This is a genomic window from Paucibacter sp. XJ19-41 (genome assembly GCF_028462495.1).
GTDB lineage: Bacteria > Pseudomonadota > Gammaproteobacteria > Burkholderiales > Burkholderiaceae_C > Roseateles_E.
On sequence record NZ_JAQOWX010000003.1, the window covers coordinates 15,051 to 33,690 of the forward strand.

Annotated in this window: 14 protein-coding genes; 12 read left to right on the top strand and 2 right to left on the bottom strand. The window is 66.6% G+C overall.

Annotated elements, in window-relative coordinates; genetic code table 11:
• Nucleotides 1–5 precede the first annotated feature (5 nt).
• The 12 genes from PO768_RS01445 to PO768_RS01500 are packed head-to-tail and all read left to right on the top strand — an operon-like array spanning nt 6 to nt 15,127.
• The gene (locus PO768_RS01445; protein ID WP_442953161.1) at nt 6–863 is read left to right on the top strand and encodes an XrtA system polysaccharide deacetylase; all 858 of its coding nucleotides are present in this window, start codon (nt 6–8) and stop codon (nt 861–863) included.
• Nucleotides 860–1,906: a FemAB family XrtA/PEP-CTERM system-associated protein gene (locus tag PO768_RS01450; RefSeq protein WP_272644581.1), complete on the top strand. Its 1,047-nt coding sequence runs from the start codon at nt 860–862 to the stop codon at nt 1,904–1,906. Before PO768_RS01445 ends, PO768_RS01450 begins: the two co-directional genes overlap by 4 nt.
• A gap of 10 nt (nt 1,907–1,916) precedes the next feature.
• The gene (locus PO768_RS01455; protein WP_272644582.1) at nt 1,917–3,146 is read left to right on the top strand and encodes a TIGR03087 family PEP-CTERM/XrtA system glycosyltransferase; all 1,230 of its coding nucleotides are present in this window, start codon (nt 1,917–1,919) and stop codon (nt 3,144–3,146) included.
• Entirely contained in the window at nt 3,143–4,708 is a 1,566-nt protein-coding gene (gene xrtA / locus PO768_RS01460) for an exosortase A (protein ID WP_272644583.1), read from the top strand. The genes PO768_RS01455 and xrtA overlap by 4 nt, the downstream gene beginning before the upstream one ends.
• Nucleotides 4,709–4,749: 41 nt before the next feature.
• Nucleotides 4,750–6,033 (top strand): nucleotide sugar dehydrogenase, encoded by a 1,284-nt coding sequence (locus PO768_RS01465; protein ID WP_137940689.1) that lies wholly within the window; start codon nt 4,750–4,752, stop codon nt 6,031–6,033.
• Between the two features lie 3 nt (nt 6,034–6,036).
• Nucleotides 6,037–7,212, top strand: coding sequence for a TIGR03088 family PEP-CTERM/XrtA system glycosyltransferase (locus PO768_RS01470; RefSeq protein WP_272644584.1), 1,176 nt, complete (start codon nt 6,037–6,039; stop codon nt 7,210–7,212).
• Nucleotides 7,213–7,217: 5 nt separating this feature from the next.
• The gene (locus PO768_RS01475) at nt 7,218–9,173 is read left to right on the top strand and encodes an XrtA/PEP-CTERM system amidotransferase (RefSeq protein WP_272644585.1); all 1,956 of its coding nucleotides are present in this window, start codon (nt 7,218–7,220) and stop codon (nt 9,171–9,173) included.
• Between the two features lie 2 nt (nt 9,174–9,175).
• Nucleotides 9,176–10,405 carry a TIGR04063 family PEP-CTERM/XrtA system glycosyltransferase gene (locus PO768_RS01480; protein WP_272644642.1) on the top strand — a complete coding sequence of 410 codons (1,230 nt, stop codon included), beginning with the start codon at nt 9,176–9,178 and terminating at the stop codon, nt 10,403–10,405.
• On the top strand, nt 10,402–11,487 hold the full coding sequence (locus tag PO768_RS01485) for a glycosyltransferase family 4 protein (RefSeq protein WP_272644586.1): 1,086 nt from the start codon (nt 10,402–10,404) through the stop codon (nt 11,485–11,487). The genes PO768_RS01480 and PO768_RS01485 overlap by 4 nt, the downstream gene beginning before the upstream one ends.
• Nucleotides 11,487–12,857 (top strand): phenylacetate--CoA ligase family protein, encoded by a 1,371-nt coding sequence (locus PO768_RS01490; protein WP_272644587.1) that lies wholly within the window; start codon nt 11,487–11,489, stop codon nt 12,855–12,857. The genes PO768_RS01485 and PO768_RS01490 overlap by 1 nt, the downstream gene beginning before the upstream one ends.
• A gap of 6 nt (nt 12,858–12,863) precedes the next feature.
• Nucleotides 12,864–14,174: a putative O-glycosylation ligase, exosortase A system-associated gene (locus PO768_RS01495; protein WP_272644588.1), complete on the top strand. Its 1,311-nt coding sequence runs from the start codon at nt 12,864–12,866 to the stop codon at nt 14,172–14,174.
• Nucleotides 14,171–15,127, top strand: coding sequence for a polysaccharide deacetylase family protein (locus tag PO768_RS01500; RefSeq protein WP_272644589.1), 957 nt, complete (start codon nt 14,171–14,173; stop codon nt 15,125–15,127). The genes PO768_RS01495 and PO768_RS01500 overlap by 4 nt, the downstream gene beginning before the upstream one ends.
• A gap of 22 nt (nt 15,128–15,149) precedes the next feature.
• Here the strand turns inward: PO768_RS01500 and PO768_RS01505 are convergent, their stop codons facing one another.
• Together PO768_RS01505 and PO768_RS01510 are read right to left on the bottom strand one after the other, a co-directional pair.
• Nucleotides 15,150–16,826, bottom strand: a complete 1,677-nt coding sequence (locus tag PO768_RS01505) for an asparagine synthetase B family protein (RefSeq protein ID WP_272644590.1) — start codon at nt 16,824–16,826, stop codon at nt 15,150–15,152.
• Nucleotides 16,823–18,565: an asparagine synthase-related protein gene (locus PO768_RS01510; protein ID WP_272644591.1), complete on the bottom strand. Its 1,743-nt coding sequence runs from the start codon at nt 18,563–18,565 to the stop codon at nt 16,823–16,825. The genes PO768_RS01505 and PO768_RS01510 overlap by 4 nt, the downstream gene beginning before the upstream one ends.
• Between the last annotated feature and the right edge of the window lie 75 nt (nt 18,566–18,640).

Consider the following 18,640-nt stretch of genomic DNA (forward strand, 5'->3'; position numbering starts at 1 on the left):
TGTTGATGCCCAGCCGCCAGCCGCGCAATGCGATGACGATCGACGTGGAAGACTACTTCCAGGTCTCGGCCTTTGCGCCCTATATCGCCCGCAGCGACTGGGACGCGCGCGAATGCCGGGTCGAGCGCAATGTCGAGCGCATCCTGTCCCTGCTGGAGGCCAGCGGCACCCATGCCACCTTCTTCACACTGGGCTGGGTGGCGCAGCGCTATCCGGCGCTGGTGCGCCGCATCGTCGCCGGCGGCCATGAACTGGCCAGCCACGGCTACGGCCACGAGCGCGCCAGCGATCTGAGCCCGGAGGCCTTCCGCAGCGACATCACACGCGCCAAGTCGCTGCTCGAAGACATCGGTGGCCGGCCGGTGCAGGGCTACCGTGCGCCAAGCTTCTCGATCGGCAAGGGCAATCTCTGGGCGTTCGATGAGTTGCTGGCTGCCGGTTATCGCTACAGCTCCAGCGTCTACCCGATCCAGCACGACCACTACGGCATGCCCGACTCGCCGCGCTTTGCCTATCCGGTGCGCGAGGGCTTGCTAGAGGTGCCGGTGACGACCTTGCGCCTGGGTGGCAAGAACCTGCCCTCCAGCGGCGGTGGCTATTTCCGGCTGCTGCCTTATGCGCTGTCGCGCTGGCTGATAGCCCAGGTCAACCGGGTCGACCAGCAGTCGGCGGTGTTCTATTTCCACCCCTGGGAGATCGATGTCGACCAGCCTCGCGTGGCCGGCATCGACGCCAAGACGCGGTTTCGGCACTACGTCAATATCCCCCGCACCGAGGCCCGCATCGCACGGCTGCTGCAGGACTTTGCCTGGGGCCGGATGGACGAGATCTTTCTGGGTCAGACCGCGGCGACCCATCGATGAGCGCCGTGCTCACTATCCGACGCCTGCAGGCGGGCGATGGCCCGGCCGTGTCGGCCTGGGATGCTTTTGTGCTGGCTTGCCCACAGGCCAGCTTCTTCCACCGCGCCGGCTGGCAGCGCCTGGTCGGCGAGATCTTCGGCCACCGCTGCTTCTTTCTCTATGCCGAGCGCGACGGTCGCATCGAGGGTGTGCTGCCGCTGGCCCAGGTCAAGAGCCTGCTGTTCGGCCATGCGCTGGTGAGCCTGCCCTTTGGCGTCTATGGCGGCGTGGCCGCCGAGACCGAAGCCGCTGCCCAGGCGCTGGAGGATGAGGCCCAGCGCATTGCCAAGGAACTCGGCGCCGATCATCTGGAACTGCGCCATGTCCAGCCCCGCCACAGCGACTGGCCGCGCCAGGATCTCTATGTGACCTTTCGAAAGGAGATCCTGCCCGAGGAAGAGGCCAATATGCTGGCCATCCCGCGCAAGCAGCGCGCGATGGTGCGCAAAGGCATCAAGAACGGGCTGCAAAGCCATCTTGATGCCGACGCCGGCCGTTTCTTTGCGCTGTATGCCGACAATGTGCACCGCCATGGCACGCCGGCCATGCCCAGGCGCTATTTCGAGGCCTTGCTGCGCGAGTTCGGTAGCGACTGCGAGGTGCTGACGGTCACCGATGCCCAGGGCACCCCCCTCAGTTCGGTGGTGAGCTTTTATTTCCGTGACGAAGTGCTGCCCTACTATGCCGGCGATGCCGAGGCGGCGCGCGAACTGGCCGCCAATGACTTCAAATACTGGGAACTGATGCGGCTGGCCTGTGCGCGCGGACTGAAGGTCTTCGACTACGGCCGCAGCAAGCAGGGCACCGGCTCCTACGCCTTCAAGAAGAACTGGGGCTTCGAGCCGACGCCGCTGACCTACGAATACTGCCTCTACAAGCGCGACACCGTGCCTCAGAACAACCCGTCCAACGCCAAGTACCAGCTCTTGATCAAGACCTGGCGCCGCATGCCTTTGTCCTGGGCGAATTGGTTGGGGCCTTTCATCGTTCGCAGTCTCGGCTGAAGGCGCGGCGATGGCCAAGCTGCTCTACCTGGTGCACCGCCTGCCTTATCCGCCCAACAAGGGCGACAAGGTGCGCTCCTACCATCTGCTCAAGCATCTGGCGGCCCGGCATGAGGTCTATCTGGCAACCTTTGTCGACGATCCTGAAGACGAGGCCTACATCCCTGTCGTGCGTCAGCTGTGCACCGAACTGCATGTCGCGCGTCTGCACCCTGGCTCGGCCAAGCTGGCTAGCCTGCGCGGCCTGCTGAGCGGCGAGGCACTGACCCTGCCTTACTACCGCGATGCAGGCCTGGGCGCCTGGGTGCAAGACCTCACCCGCCGCCAGGCCCTTGATGCGGTGGTGGTCTTCTCCTCCTCGATGGCTCAGTACGCGCCGCATGCGTTGCCGATGCTGGTCGATTTTGTCGATGTCGATTCGGCCAAGTGGACCGACTATGCCCAGGCCCATGCCTGGCCGATGTCCTGGCTGTACCGGCGCGAAGGTCGACGTCTGCTGGACTTCGAGGCGCGGGTGGCGGCTCGCGCGGCCTGCTCCTTCTTCGTCACTGACCGGGAGGTGGCGCTGTTTCGCCAGCTGACACCGGGCAGCGAGAGCCGGATTGAGGCCTTGTGCAATGGTGTCGACGCCGAGTTCTTCTCGCCCAGCGACGAGCGCGCCTCGCCCTATGCGGCAGGCGAACTGCCGTTGGTGTTCACCGGCGCGATGGACTACTGGCCCAACGCGGACGCGGTAGGCTGGTTTGCCGCCGAGGTCTTGCCGGCGCTGCGTCTGCGCTGGCCGGCGCTGAAGTTTTACATCGTCGGGCGCAGTCCGACACCGGCGGTGCAGGCCCTGGCCTCGGAGGCCGTCGTCGTGACCGGCACGGTCGCCGATGTGCGCCCCTATCTGCAGCACGCCGCCGCCGTGGTGGCGCCGCTGCGGCTGGCGCGCGGCATCCAGAACAAGATTCTCGAAGCGATGGCGATGGCGCGGCCGGTCGTCGCGGCGCAGACCTGCGTGGCCGCGATCACGGCCGAGGCCGGCAGCGAGCTGTTGGCGGCCGAAGATGCGGCCGACTATGTTCGGCAGGTCGACGCCCTTCTCAGCGAGCCCGACCGGGCGGAACGCGTCGGCCGCGCCGGACGCGACTGCGTGATCAAGCGGTACAGCTGGTCGGCCCATCTGTCGGGCATCGACCATCATCTGGCCCGGTCGTGCGCCGCGCCGCGCCTGGCCCTGCAAGCGGAGGCTGCATGAGCAGCGTGATGCCCACCATGCCATCCCGTCCCATCTTGCCCGTCGCCTGGCGGCAGGCCGCGCCGCTGTTCCTGCTGGTGCTGTTCGCCTTGTTGCTGGCCTATCGTGAGACCGGCATGGCGATGGTTGGCATCTGGCAACGCTCGGACACGTTCGCCCACGCCTTCGTCGTGCCTCCGATCTCGCTGTGGCTGATATGGCGCCAGCGCGAAGCGCTGGCACGTCTCGGCCCGGAGCCGTGCTTCTGGTTTGCCATTCCCTTCCTGGCCGCTGCAGTAGCTTGGCTGCTCGGCGACCTAATGGCGGTCAATGCGCTGACGCAACTGGCCTTGGTGACCATGCTGGTGCTCAGCGTGCCCCTGGTGCTGGGCTGGCAGGTTGCCTGGCAGATCGCTTTTCCGCTGGCCTTCCTGTTCTTTGCCGTGCCGATCGGCGAGTTCATGATGCCGGCGTTGATGGAGGCAACGGCGGATTTCACCGTTGCAGCGCTGCGGGTGAGCGGCTTGCCTGTCTACCGGGAAGGGCTGCAGTTCGTGATTCCGTCGGGCAGTTGGTCGGTGGTGGAAGCCTGCAGCGGCCTGCGTTATCTGATGGCCTCGGTGATGGTGGGCACCCTGTTTGCCTACCTGAACTACAACTCCCTGCGCCGCCGCCTGATCTTCATTGCCTTTGCCTTTTTGTTGCCGCTGCTGGCGAACTGGCTGCGCGCCTACATGATCGTGATGCTGGGGCACCTGTCCGACAATGCGCTGGCCACCGGCGCCGATCATTTGGTCTATGGCTGGGTGTTTTTCGGCATCATCATGCTGGCGATGTTTATGGTCGGCGCACGCTGGGCCGAGCCGCCCGAGGCCGCGAATCTACGGGCTGCGGTGCTTGAGTCGGGCCTGCGCTCGGTCTGGCTCGGGGCGATAGTGGCTCTTTTGCTCGCGCTGCTGCCGCTGTCGGCACTGTACTTGCTGCCTGGTGGACCTGGTGGGCGTGATGTCCTGTTGCCGGCGCCGGCGCTGCAGGGCTGGACTGAAACCCAGGCCGGCCTGCCACTCTGGAAGCCGGTCTACGGCAAGGCCGCTGCCGAACTGCAGACCGGCTATGTCAGGCAGGGGCAACCGGTCGGGCTCTACATCGCCTACTACCGTGCCCAGGATTACGAGAGCAAGCTGATCAGCTCGCAGAACCAGCTGGTGCGTTCCGAGGACAAGCAATGGGCCGACCTCGGCGGTGATGCTCAGGCGCAGACGCTGGCGGGTCAGGCGCTGCACTTGCGCAGCGCTGAGCTGCGGTCGGCCGGCGTGCCCGGACGGGCCGGAACCCGGCTGCTGGTCTGGCAGTTCTACTGGATCGATGGCCGCCTGACGGCCAGTGATGTGCGGGCCAAGCTGTATGGCGCTTGGCAGCGCCTGAGCGGGAGGGGCGATGACGCCGCAGCGGTCATCGTCTACACGGTCAAAGACACGGACAATGCGGCATCGGCGCGAGCGCTGCTGCAAAACTTTTTGCAGCAGAACTGGGGCGCCATCGAGGCGCAGTTGCAGCAAACGAAGAAAGACGCGGCGCGCTGACTGCCGCCGCATAGGCATCTGGGATGAATAAGGAACAAGCGATGAGCTCGACGGTAGCGGTGATCGGCCTGGGTTATGTGGGCCTGCCCCTGGTGGTGGAATTCGGCAAGCACATGCGCACCATCGGTTTTGATATTGCGCAGGCCAAGGTCGAGTCCTGCCAGCGCGGTGTCGACCCTTCGCGCGAGCTCAGCGACGAACAGGTGCGCGAGGCCACCCACGCGGTCTACACCGCCGACCCGGCCCTGCTGGCCGAGGCCGACATCATCATCGTCGCCGTGCCCACGCCGGTGGACGAAGCCCATATCCCCGACTTCCGCCCGCTGATCGGCTCCAGCACCAGCGTCGGCCGCCATATGAAGAAGGGCGTGACCGTGGTCTATGAGAGCACCGTCTATCCCGGCGCCACCGAGGAGGTCTGCATCCCGGTACTGGAGCGCGAGTCGGGCCTGAAGTGGAAAGAGGATTTCTTCGTCGGCTACAGCCCCGAGCGCATCAACCCAGGCGACAAGGAACACACGCTGACCAAGATCCTGAAGATCGTCTCCGGCGACACGCCGGCTACGCTGGACAAGGTCGCCAAGCTCTACGAGACCATCATCATCCCGGGTGTGCACCGCGCCTCCAGCATCAAGGCCGCCGAAGCCGCCAAGGTGATCGAGAACACCCAGCGCGACCTGAACATCGCGCTGATGAACGAGCTGGCCATCATCTTCGACAAGCTGGGCATCGACACCAGCGAGGTGCTGGAAGCGGCCGGCACCAAGTGGAACTTCCTGAAATTCAAGCCGGGCCTCGTCGGCGGCCACTGCATCGGCGTCGACCCCTACTACCTAACGCACAAGGCCGACATGATCGGCTACCACCCGCAGGTCATCTTGGCGGGCCGGCGTATCAATGACAGCATGGGCAAGTTCATCGCCGAGCAGACCATCAAGCACATGATCGCCAGCGGCAGCTATATCAAGGGCGCCCGGGTCAATGTGCTGGGCCTGACCTTCAAGGAGAACTGCGGCGATCTGCGCAACTCCAAGGTGATCGACATCATCAATGAGCTGAAGACCTATGGGGTCGAGGTCTTTGTGACCGATCCGCAGGCCGAGGCGGAGGAGGCGATGCACGAGTACGGCGTGCGCCTGCTGCCCTGGGACGAGCTGCCGCGCGCCGACGCCATTGTGGCGGCTGTCGCGCACAAGGAATACGCCGCGCTGGGTGTTGACGACCTGGGCAAGAAGCTGGTCAAGAACGGTGCCTTCATCGACGTCAAGGCGGCCTTCGATGCGCCGGCCCTGATCGAGGCCGGCTACAAGGTCTGGCGTCTGTGAACGATGAGTGATGATCGCCGCCCGCTGATCCTGCACGTCGTGTATCGCTTCGATACCGGCGGGCTCGAGAACGGGGTGGTGAATCTGATCAACGAGATGGACCCGCAGGCCTACCGCCATGCGGTGCTGGCGCTGACCGAGGTGACCGAGTTCCGGCAGCGGGTGCGCCGCAGCGATGTGCAGTTCATCGCACTGCACAAGCCGCCTGGCCATGGCTTCTGGCTCTATCCCAAGCTCTACCGCTTGCTGCGCGAGCTCAAGCCGGCCGTTGTGCACACCCGCAACCTGGCCGCGCTGGAGGTGGTGGTGCCGGCATGGGCTGCCGGCGTGCCGGTGCGTGTGCATGGCGAGCATGGGCGCGATGTCGGCGACCTGGACGGCACGCACCGCGGCTACCAGCGGCAGCGTCGTCTTTATGGCCTGTTTGTGCACCGTTTCGTTGCGCTGTCGCGCGACCTGGCCGGCTATTTGCATGACAAGGTCGGCCTGCCGGCAGCGGCAATCCGCCAGATCTACAACGGCGTCGATATCCGGCGCTTCCAGCCGGCCGCACAGCGCGACGCGATGGCCGGCTGTGCCTTCGGCGCACCCGAGCATTTCATCATCGGCACCGTGGGACGCATGCAGACCGTCAAGGACCAGACGACTCTGGCTCGTGCCTTTGTGCTGGCCCTGCAGCAGCGCCCCGATCTGCGGCCCCGGCTGCGCCTGTTGATGGCCGGCGAGGGGCCGCTGCGCGAGCCGGTGCTGCAACTGCTGGCCGAGGCCGGCGTGTCCGAGCTGGCCTGGCTGCCCGGCGAGCGGGGCGATGTGGCCGGCTGGATGCGTGGGCTGGACTGCTTTGTCTTGCCCTCGCTGGCCGAAGGCGTGTCCAACACCATTCTGGAAGCGATGGCCTGCGGTCTGCCGGTCATCGCGACCGCGGTGGGCGGCAATGTGGAGCTGGTGGAGGAGGGCCGCAGCGGCTTTCTGGTACCGCCCTCCGACGCCCAGTCCATGGCCGCGCGCATCATCGAGCTGGCCGATGATGGCGAGCGGGCGCGCCGGCTGGGCGCGGCGGGCCGTCGCGCGGTCGAGCAGCGCTTTGCGATGCCGGTGATGGTGGCGGGCTATCAAGGCCTTTATGACGAGCTGCTGGCCGCCCGGGCGCCCGAGCGGATTCAATTGATCAAGAGCTGACGACCATGTGCGGAATCACCGGTATTTTTGACACCCGCAGCGCACGCGAGATTGATCCCGCGCGGCTGCAGCGCATGAACGACTCGCAATGGCATCGCGGCCCCGACGAGGGCTCGCTGCATACCGAGCCGGGCCTGGGCTTCGGCCACCGCCGCCTGTCCATCATCGACATCGCGACAGGCCAGCAGCCCTTGTTCAACGCCGACCGCTCGGTGGTCATCGTCTTCAATGGCGAGATCTACAACTACCAGAGCCTGATGAGCGAGCTGCAGGGCCTGGGCTACCAATTCCACACCAAGAGCGACACCGAGGTCATCGTCCATGCCTGGGAGGCCTGGGGCGAGGCCTGCGTGCAGCGCCTGCGCGGCATGTTCGCGTTCACGATCTGGGACCGCAACAAGCAGACCCTGTTCATCGCGCGCGACCGCCTTGGCGTCAAGCCCATGTACTACGCGCTGCTGGACGACGGCCACCTGCTGTTCGGCTCCGAGCTGAAGTCGCTGCTCGCCTATGACGATGGCCAGGGCGGCATGAAGCGTGAGCTCGACCCGCTGGCGGTCGAGGAGTATTTCGCGCTGGGCTATGTGGCCGAGCCGCGCTGCATCTTCAAGCAGGCCCGCAAGCTCTCACCGGGCCACAGCCTGTGCCTGCGCCGGGGCGAGCCGCTGCCCGAGCCCAAGGAGTACTGGGACGTGCGCTTCACGCTGGACAACCCGATGAGCGTCGAGGACGCCAGCGCCGAGCTGCAGGCGCGGCTCAAGGAGTCGGTGCGGCTGCGCATGATTGCCGAGGTGCCGCTGGGCGCCTTCCTGTCCGGCGGCGTCGATTCCAGCGCGGTGGTCGCGACCATGGCCGGCCTGTCCGAGGGCCCGGTCAACACCTGCTCGATCGCCTTCGACGACCCGGCCTTCAACGAATCGGCCTTTGCCCAGATCGTTGCCGACCGCTACCAGACCAACCATCGTGTCGAGACCGTCAAGAGCGACGATTTCGATCTGATCGATCTGCTGGCCCGGCTCTACGACGAGCCCTATGCCGACAGCTCGGCGATCCCGACCTACCGCGTCTGCCAGCTGGCGCGCAAGCATGTGACGGTGGCCTTGTCCGGCGATGGCGGCGACGAGAGCTTTGGCGGTTACCGCCGCTACCGCATGCATCTGATGGAGGAGCGCATGCGCGGCGCCTTGCCGGCCGGGCTGCGCCAGCCCCTGTTCGGCATGCTGGGCCGCCTCTATCCGAAGGCCGACTGGGCGCCGCGGGTGTTCCGTGCCAAGACCACCTTCGAGGGCATGGCGCGCAGCTCGGTGGAGGCCTATTTCCATTCGATCTCCATCCTGCGCGGACCTATGCGCGAGCAGCTGTTCAGCCCGCGCTTCAAGACCGAGCTGGCCGGCTACAACGCCGAGGCCGTGTTCGACCGCCATGCCGCCAAGGCCGGCACCGATGATCCGCTCGCCCTGATCCAATACCTGGATACCAAGACCTATCTGGTCGGCGACATCAACACCAAGGTCGACCGCGCCAGCATGGCCCACTCGCTGGAGGTGCGCGAGCCGCTGATGGACCATGAGCTGGTCGAATGGCTGGCGACCCTGCCGTCCAGCCTGAAGATCCGCGGCCAGGAAGGCAAGTACCTGCTCAAGAAGGCGATGGAGCCGCAGCTCAGCGACGACATCCTCTACCGCCCGAAGATGGGCTTTGCCGTGCCGCTGGCACGCTGGTTCCGCGGCCCCTTGAAACAGCGGGTGCGCGACGCGGTGCTGGGTGATCGCCTGGCTGCCACCGGCTGGTTCAACCCGGCCTATCTGCGCCATCTGGTCGACGCCCACCAGAGCGGCGCCAGCGATTACAGCGCGCCGCTATGGACCCTGCTGATGTTCGAGGCCTTTTTGCGCCAGGTGGTGGACGGCGACCGCAGCACGCTGACGCGACCGGTCGAGGAATCGGTGGCGCTGGTATGAGCTTGCGAGTTCTTCATGTGCTGGACCACTCGATCCCCCTGCACAGCGGCTATACCTTCCGCACCCTGTCCCTGCTGCGCGAGCAGCGCAAGCTGGGTTGGGAGACCCATCACCTGACCAGCCCCAAGCATGGCGCCGGCCTGGGCGCCGAGGACGACGGCGCGCTGGAACAGACCGTCGATGGCTGGTATTTCCATCGCAGCCCGGCTGTGTCGGGTGGCTTGCCCGGCCTCGGCCAGTGGCAGCTGATGGGGGCGCTGCAAAAGCGCTTGCAGACGGTCGCCGAAGCGCTGCGCCCCGACATCATCCATGCCCATTCGCCGGTGCTGAACGCCTTGCCGGCGCTGAATGTCGGCCGGCGCCTGGGCATCCCGGTGGTCTACGAGGTGCGCGCCTTCTGGGAGGACGCGGCAGTCGACCATGGCACGACGAGCGAAGGCAGTCTGCGCTACCGCCTGACCCGTGCGATGGAGACCCATGCGCTCAAGCGGGTCGACCATGTGTTCACGATCTGCGAGGGCCTGCGCAGCGACATCGTTGCGCGCGGCGTCGCGGCGGACCGGGTTACGGTGATTCCGAACGCGGTCGACATCGAAGCCTTCGAGCCCGGCGGCCAACCCGATGCAGCGCTGAAGGCGCAACTGGGCCTGACGGACTGCACGGTGCTGGGCTTTATTGGCTCCTTCTATGCCTATGAAGGGCTGGATCTGCTGCTCGATGCACTGCCGCAGATCCTGGCCCGGCGCCCCGAGGTGCGGGTGCTGCTGGTGGGCGGCGGGCCGCAGGACGAGGCGCTGAAGGCCCAGGCCCAGCGCCTGGGCCTGGCCGACAAGGTGGTGTTCACCGGCCGCGTGCCCCATGCGGAGGTGACGCGCTACTACGATCTGGTCGATGCCCTGGTCTATCCGCGCCACTCGATGCGCCTGACCGAGCTGGTGACGCCGCTGAAGCCGCTGGAGGCGATGGCCCAGGGCCGCATCCTGGTGGCCTCTGATGTCGGCGGACACAAGGAACTGATACGCGACGGCGAGACCGGTCTGCTGTTCGCCGCTGGCCAGGCCGAGGCGCTGGCCGCCGCAGTGAACCGGCTGCTGGCCACGCCCGAGCTGTGGCCGCGGCTGCGTGCGCAGGGGCGCCAGTTCGTCGAGACCGAGCGCAACTGGCGCGCCTCGGTGAGTCGCTATCCCGCCGCTTATGAGCGCCTGCTGTCGAGCCGGCCGGCCGGCCGATGATGATGGGGTTTGCGGGCCTGCGCATCGCCTTGGTGGGGCCCTTGCCGCCACCGGCCGGCGGCATGGCCAACCAGACTCGCCAGCTTGCCGAGCTGCTGCGCGGCGAGGGCGCCGAGGTCGAGCTGGTGCAGACCAATGCGGCCTACCGGCCGGCCTGGGCGGGCCGGGTGCCGGTGCTGCGGGCTTTGTTCCGGCTGCTGCCCTATCTCTGGGCGCTGTGGCGGGCGGCGGGGCGCAACGATCTGCTGCACCTGATGGCCAACTCGGGCTGGTCCTGGCATCTGTTCGCCGCGCCGGCGCTGTGCATAGGCCGGCTGCGTGGCCGGCCGGTGCTGGTCAATTACCGAGGCGGCGAGGCCGATGGCTTTTTGCAGCGCTCGGCGGCGGTGGTGGGCCTGAGCCTGCGGCGCGCCAGCGCGCTGCTGGTGCCCTCGGGCTTTCTGGAGGCGGTGTTCGCCAGGCATGGTTTCAAGGCCGAGGTGCTGCCCAATATCATCGATCTGGCGCGCTTTCGCGCCGGCGGCGAGCCGCCGACGGCTCCGCATCTGCTGGTGGCCCGCAATCTGGAGCCGCTCTACGACAACGCCACCGCGATCCGGGCTCTGGCCCTGTTGCGCTTGCATCACCCTGCGGCGCGCCTGACCGTGGCCGGCAGCGGCCCGGAGCTGACCCGGCTGCAAGAACTGGCCGACAGCCTGGGGCTGGGCGGGGCGGTGAGCTTCGCCGGCCGACTGGAGCGGGAGGCGATGGCCGAGCTGTATCGCGATGCCACGCTGTCGCTGAACCCCAGCCTGGCCGACAACATGCCCAACTCGGTGCTGGAGTCGCTGGCCAGCGGTGTGCCGGTGGTGTCCACCGAGGTCGGTGGCGTGCCCTATCTGGTCCAGCATGAGCGCACCGCGCTGCTGGTGCCGCCGCGCGATCCGCAGGCCATGGCGGACGCCGTGCTGCGCCTGCTCGGCGACACGGCGCTCTACCAGGGCCTGCGCGCGGCCGGCCTGGCCGAGGTGCAGCGCTATACCTGGGCCCGCGTCGGCCCGCAGCTGGCGGCCTGTTACCGTCGCACCCTGCTGATTCCTTGATGCCCATGCCAGTTGCCGCCTTGTCCTCGATCTATACCGGCCTGGTCTCCAAGGCCCTGTTCCCGCTGCACGAGCGCCTGAAGGGCCATGACAGCGTGGCGCTGCGCCAAGGCTTGGAGCGCAGCCAGTGGCTGGCGCCGGCCGAACTCCAGGCCCTGCAGCTCCAGCGCCTGAACAGCCTGCTGGCCGAAGTGGGCCAGCATGTGCCTTACTACCGCGAGCTGTTCCAGCGCCTGGGCCTGACGGTCGGCAGCTTCGCCAGCCTGGCCGAGCTGCAGCAGCTGCCGTTGCTGGGCAAGGCCGAGATCCGCGCCCATACCGAGGCGATGAAAAGCACGCGCGGCCGCAGCCTGGCCCGCTTCAATACCGGCGGCTCCTCGGGTGAGCCCTTGATCTTTTTCATCGGCAAAGAGCGGGTCAGCCACGACGTGGCGGCCAAATGGCGTGCCACCCGCTGGTGGGGCGTCGATATCGGCGACCCGGAGATGGTGGTGTGGGGTTCACCGATAGAGCTCGGCGCGCAGGACCGGCTGCGTGCGTGGCGTGACCGGCTCTTGCGCACCGAGCTGCTGCCGGCCTTCGAGATGAATGTGGCCAAGCTCGACGGCTTTGTCGCGGCGATCCGCCGCAAGCGCCCGTCGATGCTATTCGGCTACCCCTCGGCGCTGTCCCATATCGCCCGCCATGCGCGCGAGCGCGGTGTCGCGATGGACGATCTGGGCATCCAGGTCGCGTTCGTGACCTCGGAGCGGCTCTATGACGAGCAGCGTGGGCTGCTCTCCGAGGTGTTCGGCTGCCCGGTGGCCAATGGCTATGGTGGCCGCGACGCCGGCTTCATCGCCCACCAGTGCCCCAGCGGCGGCATGCATCTGACGGCCGAGGACATCATCGTCGAGTTGCTGGACCGGGAGGGCCGGCCGGTGCCGCTAGGCACGGCCGGCGAGATTGTCGTCACCCATCTGGCCACCAGCGACTTCCCCTTCATCCGCTATCGCACCGGCGATATCGCGGTGATGGACGAGCGTGCCTGCGCCTGCGGCCGCGGCCTGCCAATGCTCAAGGAGATCCAGGGCCGCAGCACCGATTTCGTGATTGCCGCTGACGGCACCGTGATGCACGGCCTGGCGCTGATCTACATCCTGCGCGATCTGCCGGGACTGCGCTCCTTCAAGGTGGTGCAGCACAGCCGGGAGCTGACCGAGGTGCTGCTGGTGCCCGAGCCGGGCTTTGATCCCGGTGCGCCGGCCCGTATCGTCGAAGGTTTCAAGAAACGGCTGGGCGTCTCGGTGGCGGTGGAGGTGCGACTGGTCGACGCCATTCCGACCGAGAAGTCGGGCAAGTTCCGCTACATCGTGAGCCATGCGAGCTGAGCCCAGATGCGTGACCTGATCATCATTGCCCTCGTGCTGGCCGGTTCCTTCGCGGCGCTGCGCAAACCCTGGATCGGTATCCTGGTCTGGACCTGGCTCAGCCTGATGAACCCGCATCGCTTTGCCTGGGGCATAGCCTATGACGCGCCCCTGGCAGCGATTTCGGCCGCCTGCACCTTGGTAGGCCTGTTCATCACCCGTGATCGAAGCTCGCCGTTCAAGGGCTCGCCGACCATCTGGCTGGCCCTGTTCTCGGTGTGGCTGACGATCTCATGGTTGATGGGGCTGGACCCGAACGGCGAGTACTACCAGTGGAACAAGATCTTCAAGATCAATCTGATGATCTTCGTTGCGTTGGCCCTGCTTCATAGCAAGGCGCAGATCATGACCTTCGCCTGGGTCGTGATTGCATCGATCGCGCTGCTGGGGCTCAAGGGCGGCGTCTTCACGCTTGCCAGCGGCGGCAACTTCCGGGTCTGGGGGCCGCCCGGCTCCTTCATCGAGGACAACAACGAATTTGCGCTCTCCGTGATCATGACCATCCCCTTGCTGCAGTTCCTGCGCATGCAGGTCAGCAACCGCTGGCTGAAATGGGGGCTGGTTGCCACCATGCTTTGCTGTGCAGCCTCGGCCCTGGGGTCGCACTCACGCGGCGGCTTTCTGGCCATTTCGGCCATGGTTCTGTACTTCTGGTGGCGCGGCAAGAACAAGTTGCCGATGGCCATCGTGTTCGTGCTGGTCGGCGTGCTGTTGCTGCTGTTCATGCCCGAGCATTGGACCGAGCGCATGCGCAGCATTGACGATTATCAGGAAGACGATTCGGCGATGGGGCGCATCCACGCCTGGGTGGTGGCCTGGAACTATGCCCTGCGCCACCCCTTTGGGGCTGGCTTCAACCTGGCCCGACCGGAGCTGTTCGCTCTGTATGCGCCGGAAAGTGGCAGCACCCACGCCGCGCACAGCATCTATTTCCAGGTCATGGGCAACCATGGTTTCATCGGCCTGCTTCTTTATCTCGGCATCTGGATCACCACCTGGCGCAGTGCCAGCGCGCTGATACGCCTGGGCAAGCTGAACATGCAAACCAAGTGGTGCCAGGATCTTGGGACCATGGCACAGGTGTCTTTGCTCGCCTATGCGGTCGGCGGTGCCTTCCTGAGCCTGGCCTATTTCGACTTGCCCTACGATTTGATGGTGGTGGTGGTGTGTGCCCGCGTTTGGCTGAAGAAGGAGCTCTGGAAGACCGAGCCCGAAACCGCACCGCGCTGGCTGAAACTGCTGGGCGGCGGCCCGGCCCCAAAGCCCTTAACACCATGAGCTTGCGTCCCCTGTTCACTCTGCTGGCACCCGCAGGCGTGCGCGCGCGCCTGAACATCCTGATCTTTCACCGCGTGCTGCCGGCGCCGGATCCTCTGTTCCCGTCCGAGATTGACGCCGCGATGTTCGACGCGATCTGCGGTTGGCTGAAGGCCTGGTTCCAGGTCTTGCCACTGGACGAGGCTGTGCGGCGCCTGTCAGAGCGCAGCCTGCCGGCACGCGCGCTGGCCATCACCTTTGACGATGGCTATGCCGACAACGAGCAGGTGGCGTTACCCATCCTGCAGCGCCATGGCCTGTGCGCGACCTTCTTCGTCGCCACCGGCTTCCTCGACGGCGGCCGCATGTGGAATGACAGCCTGATCGAGACCGTGCGACGCAGTTCGCGCACCCGCGTTGATCTGCAAGGGCTGGACCTGCCGCTGCCGCCCAGCCTGGCACTGGACTCGACGGCGCAGCGCCGCCAGGCCATTGACGGCCTGATCGGCGCGATCAAGTACCTGCCCGTCGAGCAGCGCCAGCGCCTGTGTGAGGAGTTGGCCGAGCGGGCTGCGGTGCGTCTGCCGGACGATCTGATGATGAGCTCGGACCAGGTCGTGGCGCTGCGGCGCGCGGGCATGCAGGTCGGCGCGCACACCGTCAGCCATCCGATCCTGGCCCGGCTGGATGCCGAATCGATGCGCGCCGAGATCGCTGCCAGCAAGATGCAGCTGGAGCATCTGCTGGGTGAGCCGGTCGATCTGTTCGCCTACCCGAACGGCAAGCCGGGCGAGGACTACAACGACACCAGCGTCGCGGTGGCCCGCTCGCTGGGCTTCAAGGCTGCGGTCTCGACGGCCTGGGGCGCTGCGCGTGCCGATGCCGATCTGTTCCAGCTGCCGCGCTTCACCCCCTGGGACCGCAGCCGCTTGCGCTTTGGCGGCCGGCTGGCGCATAACCTGTGGGCGCGCTAGCTGAGACCCCGCTGCGCCTCGCTCAGCCCAGCTTGTAAGCCGGCGCCTTGGCCCGCAACCACTGCTCCAGCATCATCAGGATCCAGACCATCTCGCCGTAATAGCCGGGGTGGGCGGGCAACTGCCGATCGAAGAGCTGGCTGATGTAGTCGGCGCGCACGACACCACGGCCGGCCAGCCCGCGCAGCGAATCCTCGGCCATTGCCCGTAGCGCTGGCGTTCGCGTGGTCCAGACGCCGAAGGGCAGGCCGAAGCCCTGCTTGCGTTTGCTGATGATCTCGTCGGGCAGGAATCCTCGCAGCGCTTCCTTGAAGAACCAGCGCAGCTGCTGGCCCTTGAGCTTGTAGTCATCCGGCAGGCGCAGCGACAACGACAGCAGCGCATCGTCGAGCATGGGAAAGCCCACCGATACGCCGCCCAGTGCGGTCGCGGCGCGCACCTTGGGGAGGTCGCTCTCGGCCAGCGTGTAGCGCCAGTCGAAGGCCAGCTCGCGATTCAGCGGGCTGCATGCAGCCGGTTCGCGCCAGCTCGCCTGCTGGTGGCGCAGCGGTGCTGTCAGGTCGATGCGCGACAGCATTGCGGGCGTCAGCACCTGGGACGGACCGACCCGCGTGATCAGGTTGTAGAGCTGCAGCCGGTCGGGCATCGGCATCGCCGCCTGCTCCACATAGCTGGCGCCCTTGCTCAGCAACGGCAGCTTGCCCAGCGGCGTCTTCAGCAGCAGCGGCTCCAGCAGGCCGCGCTGCAGCAGGCCAGGCACCTGCTGGTAGAGATCGAAGAGGCGCTGCTTGGCATAGCGGGAGTTGCCGCCGTAGAGCTCGTCGCCGCCGTCGCCAGCCAGCAGTCGGCTCACGCCGTCCTGCCGGGCCATCTTGGCGCAGTAGTAGGCCGGCAGCACCGAGGAGTTGCCGAAGGGCTGGTCCAGATGGGCCGCCATCTCGGGGATGCCACGCACCAGATCGTCCGGCGTCACGTAGTACTCGTGGTGGCGGGTGCCGAAATGGCGGGCGGCGAGCCGCGCATAGGCCATCTCGTCATAGCCCTCGGCATCGAAGCCGATCGAGTAGCTGTCCGCGCCACTGCCGGTCTCGCGCGCGATCATGCCGGCGACGGTGGAGCTGTCGGTGCCGCCGCTGAGGAAGCAGGCCGGTTTGCTGCCATCGAGCTGATGCCGCACGCCGCCTTGCAGATGACTCAGAAATTCCTGCTTCAGGCTGGCGAAATCGGTCGGCCCCGTCGCGTCGAAGCACGGGCTCCAGTAGCGGGCGACCGTCAGCCGGCCGTTCTGGTACAGCGCGTAATGCCCTGGCGGCAGGCGCAGCACCTCCTTGAAGATGGTGCGCGGCGAGGGAATGCAGTGGAAATAGAGATAGTCGAAGATGGCCTGCGGATCGAGCTCGGACGCGCCGGCGAGCGCATCGGCGCGCTCGTCAAAGCGCAGCCCCTGCGGGCCCATGCGATAGCAAAGCGTTTGCTGCGCGAAACGGTCCACCGCCAGCAAGGTGGCACCGGAGTCGGTCGTCAGCGCCACTGCGAAATCGCCCTGTACGGACGCCAGGCCTTGCGCCAGGCCATCGATCAACCGGCCGTGCGGCGCCAGCAGTTCCAGCCAGGCCCTCTCGCCAGCCTTGCCGGCATCGGCAAAGCGCGGCTGGCCGCGCGTGATGACCGTGGTCGATGCGAGGTGTGCTTGTGTCATGTCAGCGATTCTCGGGCAGTACCACGGGCATCGGCGGCCTTGGCTGCGTTCAGGAAGGGTTCGGTGGCATTGATCAGGTAGCCGTAGCGCTCAAGGCCTGCCAACTGCTCGGCCCAGATCAGCAGGCGCAGCAGCGGCATGGCCAGCACCGCGCGCACGCTGCGGCTGTCGCCGAGTTCGCGGCTGAGCCGCCGCAGATGGTCGTCGCGCATGCGTTTGACGCCCTCGGCGTCGACCCAGCCATCGTCCCATTGATGCCGCAGATTCGGGTCCACCGGCACCGGGCAGGGCAGATGGCCCGGATAGGACTGCCAGGGCACGGCGCCAGCCTCGAAGGGCAGGCGGGCCATCAAGGCGTTGTACAGGCCATGATCGAGGAACTCGTCGACGGGGCTGGCCAGCACGGCGGCCAGGAAGCGGGCGTCGAAGAAGGGCAGGACCAGATCGATGCGGGTCTTGTGCAGGCTCTCGAAATGGCGGGCCAGATGGCGGCGCTGGTCGTTGAGCATCAGGAACAGATGGCAGTTGCGGCCCGGCTCGATCTGCGGCCGCGAGAGCAGGTCCGCCTCGATGCCGCTGCGCGGCACCTCGGCCAGATGCCGCCAGCGCCGCCGCAGCACGCTGGGCATCAGGAAGTTGCCATTGCTGTTTTGCAGCGCGCGCGCGGCTGCGGCCGGGCCATGGCGACGTGCCTGATCGATGATGTCCCGACTGAGGTAGACATGGCCCAGACCGACACTGCCGCCGTCGCCGGACCAGATCAGCGCGGGCCGCTCGGGTGGCGTGCTCAAGCGGCTGTTGACCTCGGCCCAGGCCTTCAAGGCATCGACCTGACGTTCGGCGAAGCCCTGGCTCCCCTTCGGATACTCGAAGTGATGGCAGCCCAGGCGCTCGGCAATCAGGCGGCCCAGCACCAGATCCTGCGAACCCTCGGGTGCGAAGTTCAGGCTGTGCACCTGCTTGCCGGTCTCCCTCAACCGCACGGCGATCAGGCGCGAGTCCATGCCGCCGGACAGGAAGCACATCACTGCATTCTGGTCCTGGCTGCGGCGGTCCACCGCCGCATGGAACTCCTGTTCAATGAAGGCCAGCAGTTCTTGCTTCTGCAGCCGGTTGGGGCTCAGCTGGCGCCAGTCCCAGTAAGACTGCAACTGCAGGTCGCCATCCAGCACTTGCAGCACATGGCCCGATTCAAGCACCGAGATGGCGGCACGCAGGCTGCGATTGCCGAGCGGAAAGCCGAAGGCGGCTGTCTCAGCCGCCGCTTGCCAGTCCGGTGCTGCTTGCAGATCCGGCAGATCCTGCAGCAGCCAGAAGGCCGAGGCGATGTAGAGATGGGTGTTGCTGCGAGCCCAGTAGATGGGCCGCACGCCCAACTTGTCGGTAAAGGCACGCAAACGTCGGCCGCTTTGATCCACGCGGATGCCGGCAAAGGTGCCTTGCGCATCGAGCAGACCCTGGTCCAGATCGCCAGCAAGGCTGTCAATGGCAGCGCTGCGGTCCAGTACCTCCTGGCCATGGCAGATGACCGGATCGCCGCCGACGACGATCAGCCCCTGCGTGTCGATCTGAGTAGAAGCGCCGGGCCAGAGCTGCAGGTCGAGATGGGCGACCGTGGCGCGGCCGGTGTGGTCGACCCGGGCCGGGCCGGCCGGCTCCAGCGCCGCGCGCAGTCGCGCGCTCAGGTCGAGCGCTGCAGACGCCGGATCGAGTGCATAAGCGGCAAGGAAAACGGCCATATCAGTGATTCGCCGCTGAGCGGCGCGCAAAGTGGGCGTGAGGTGGTTGGTGGTTCATTGGCGAGGTCCTTGGAG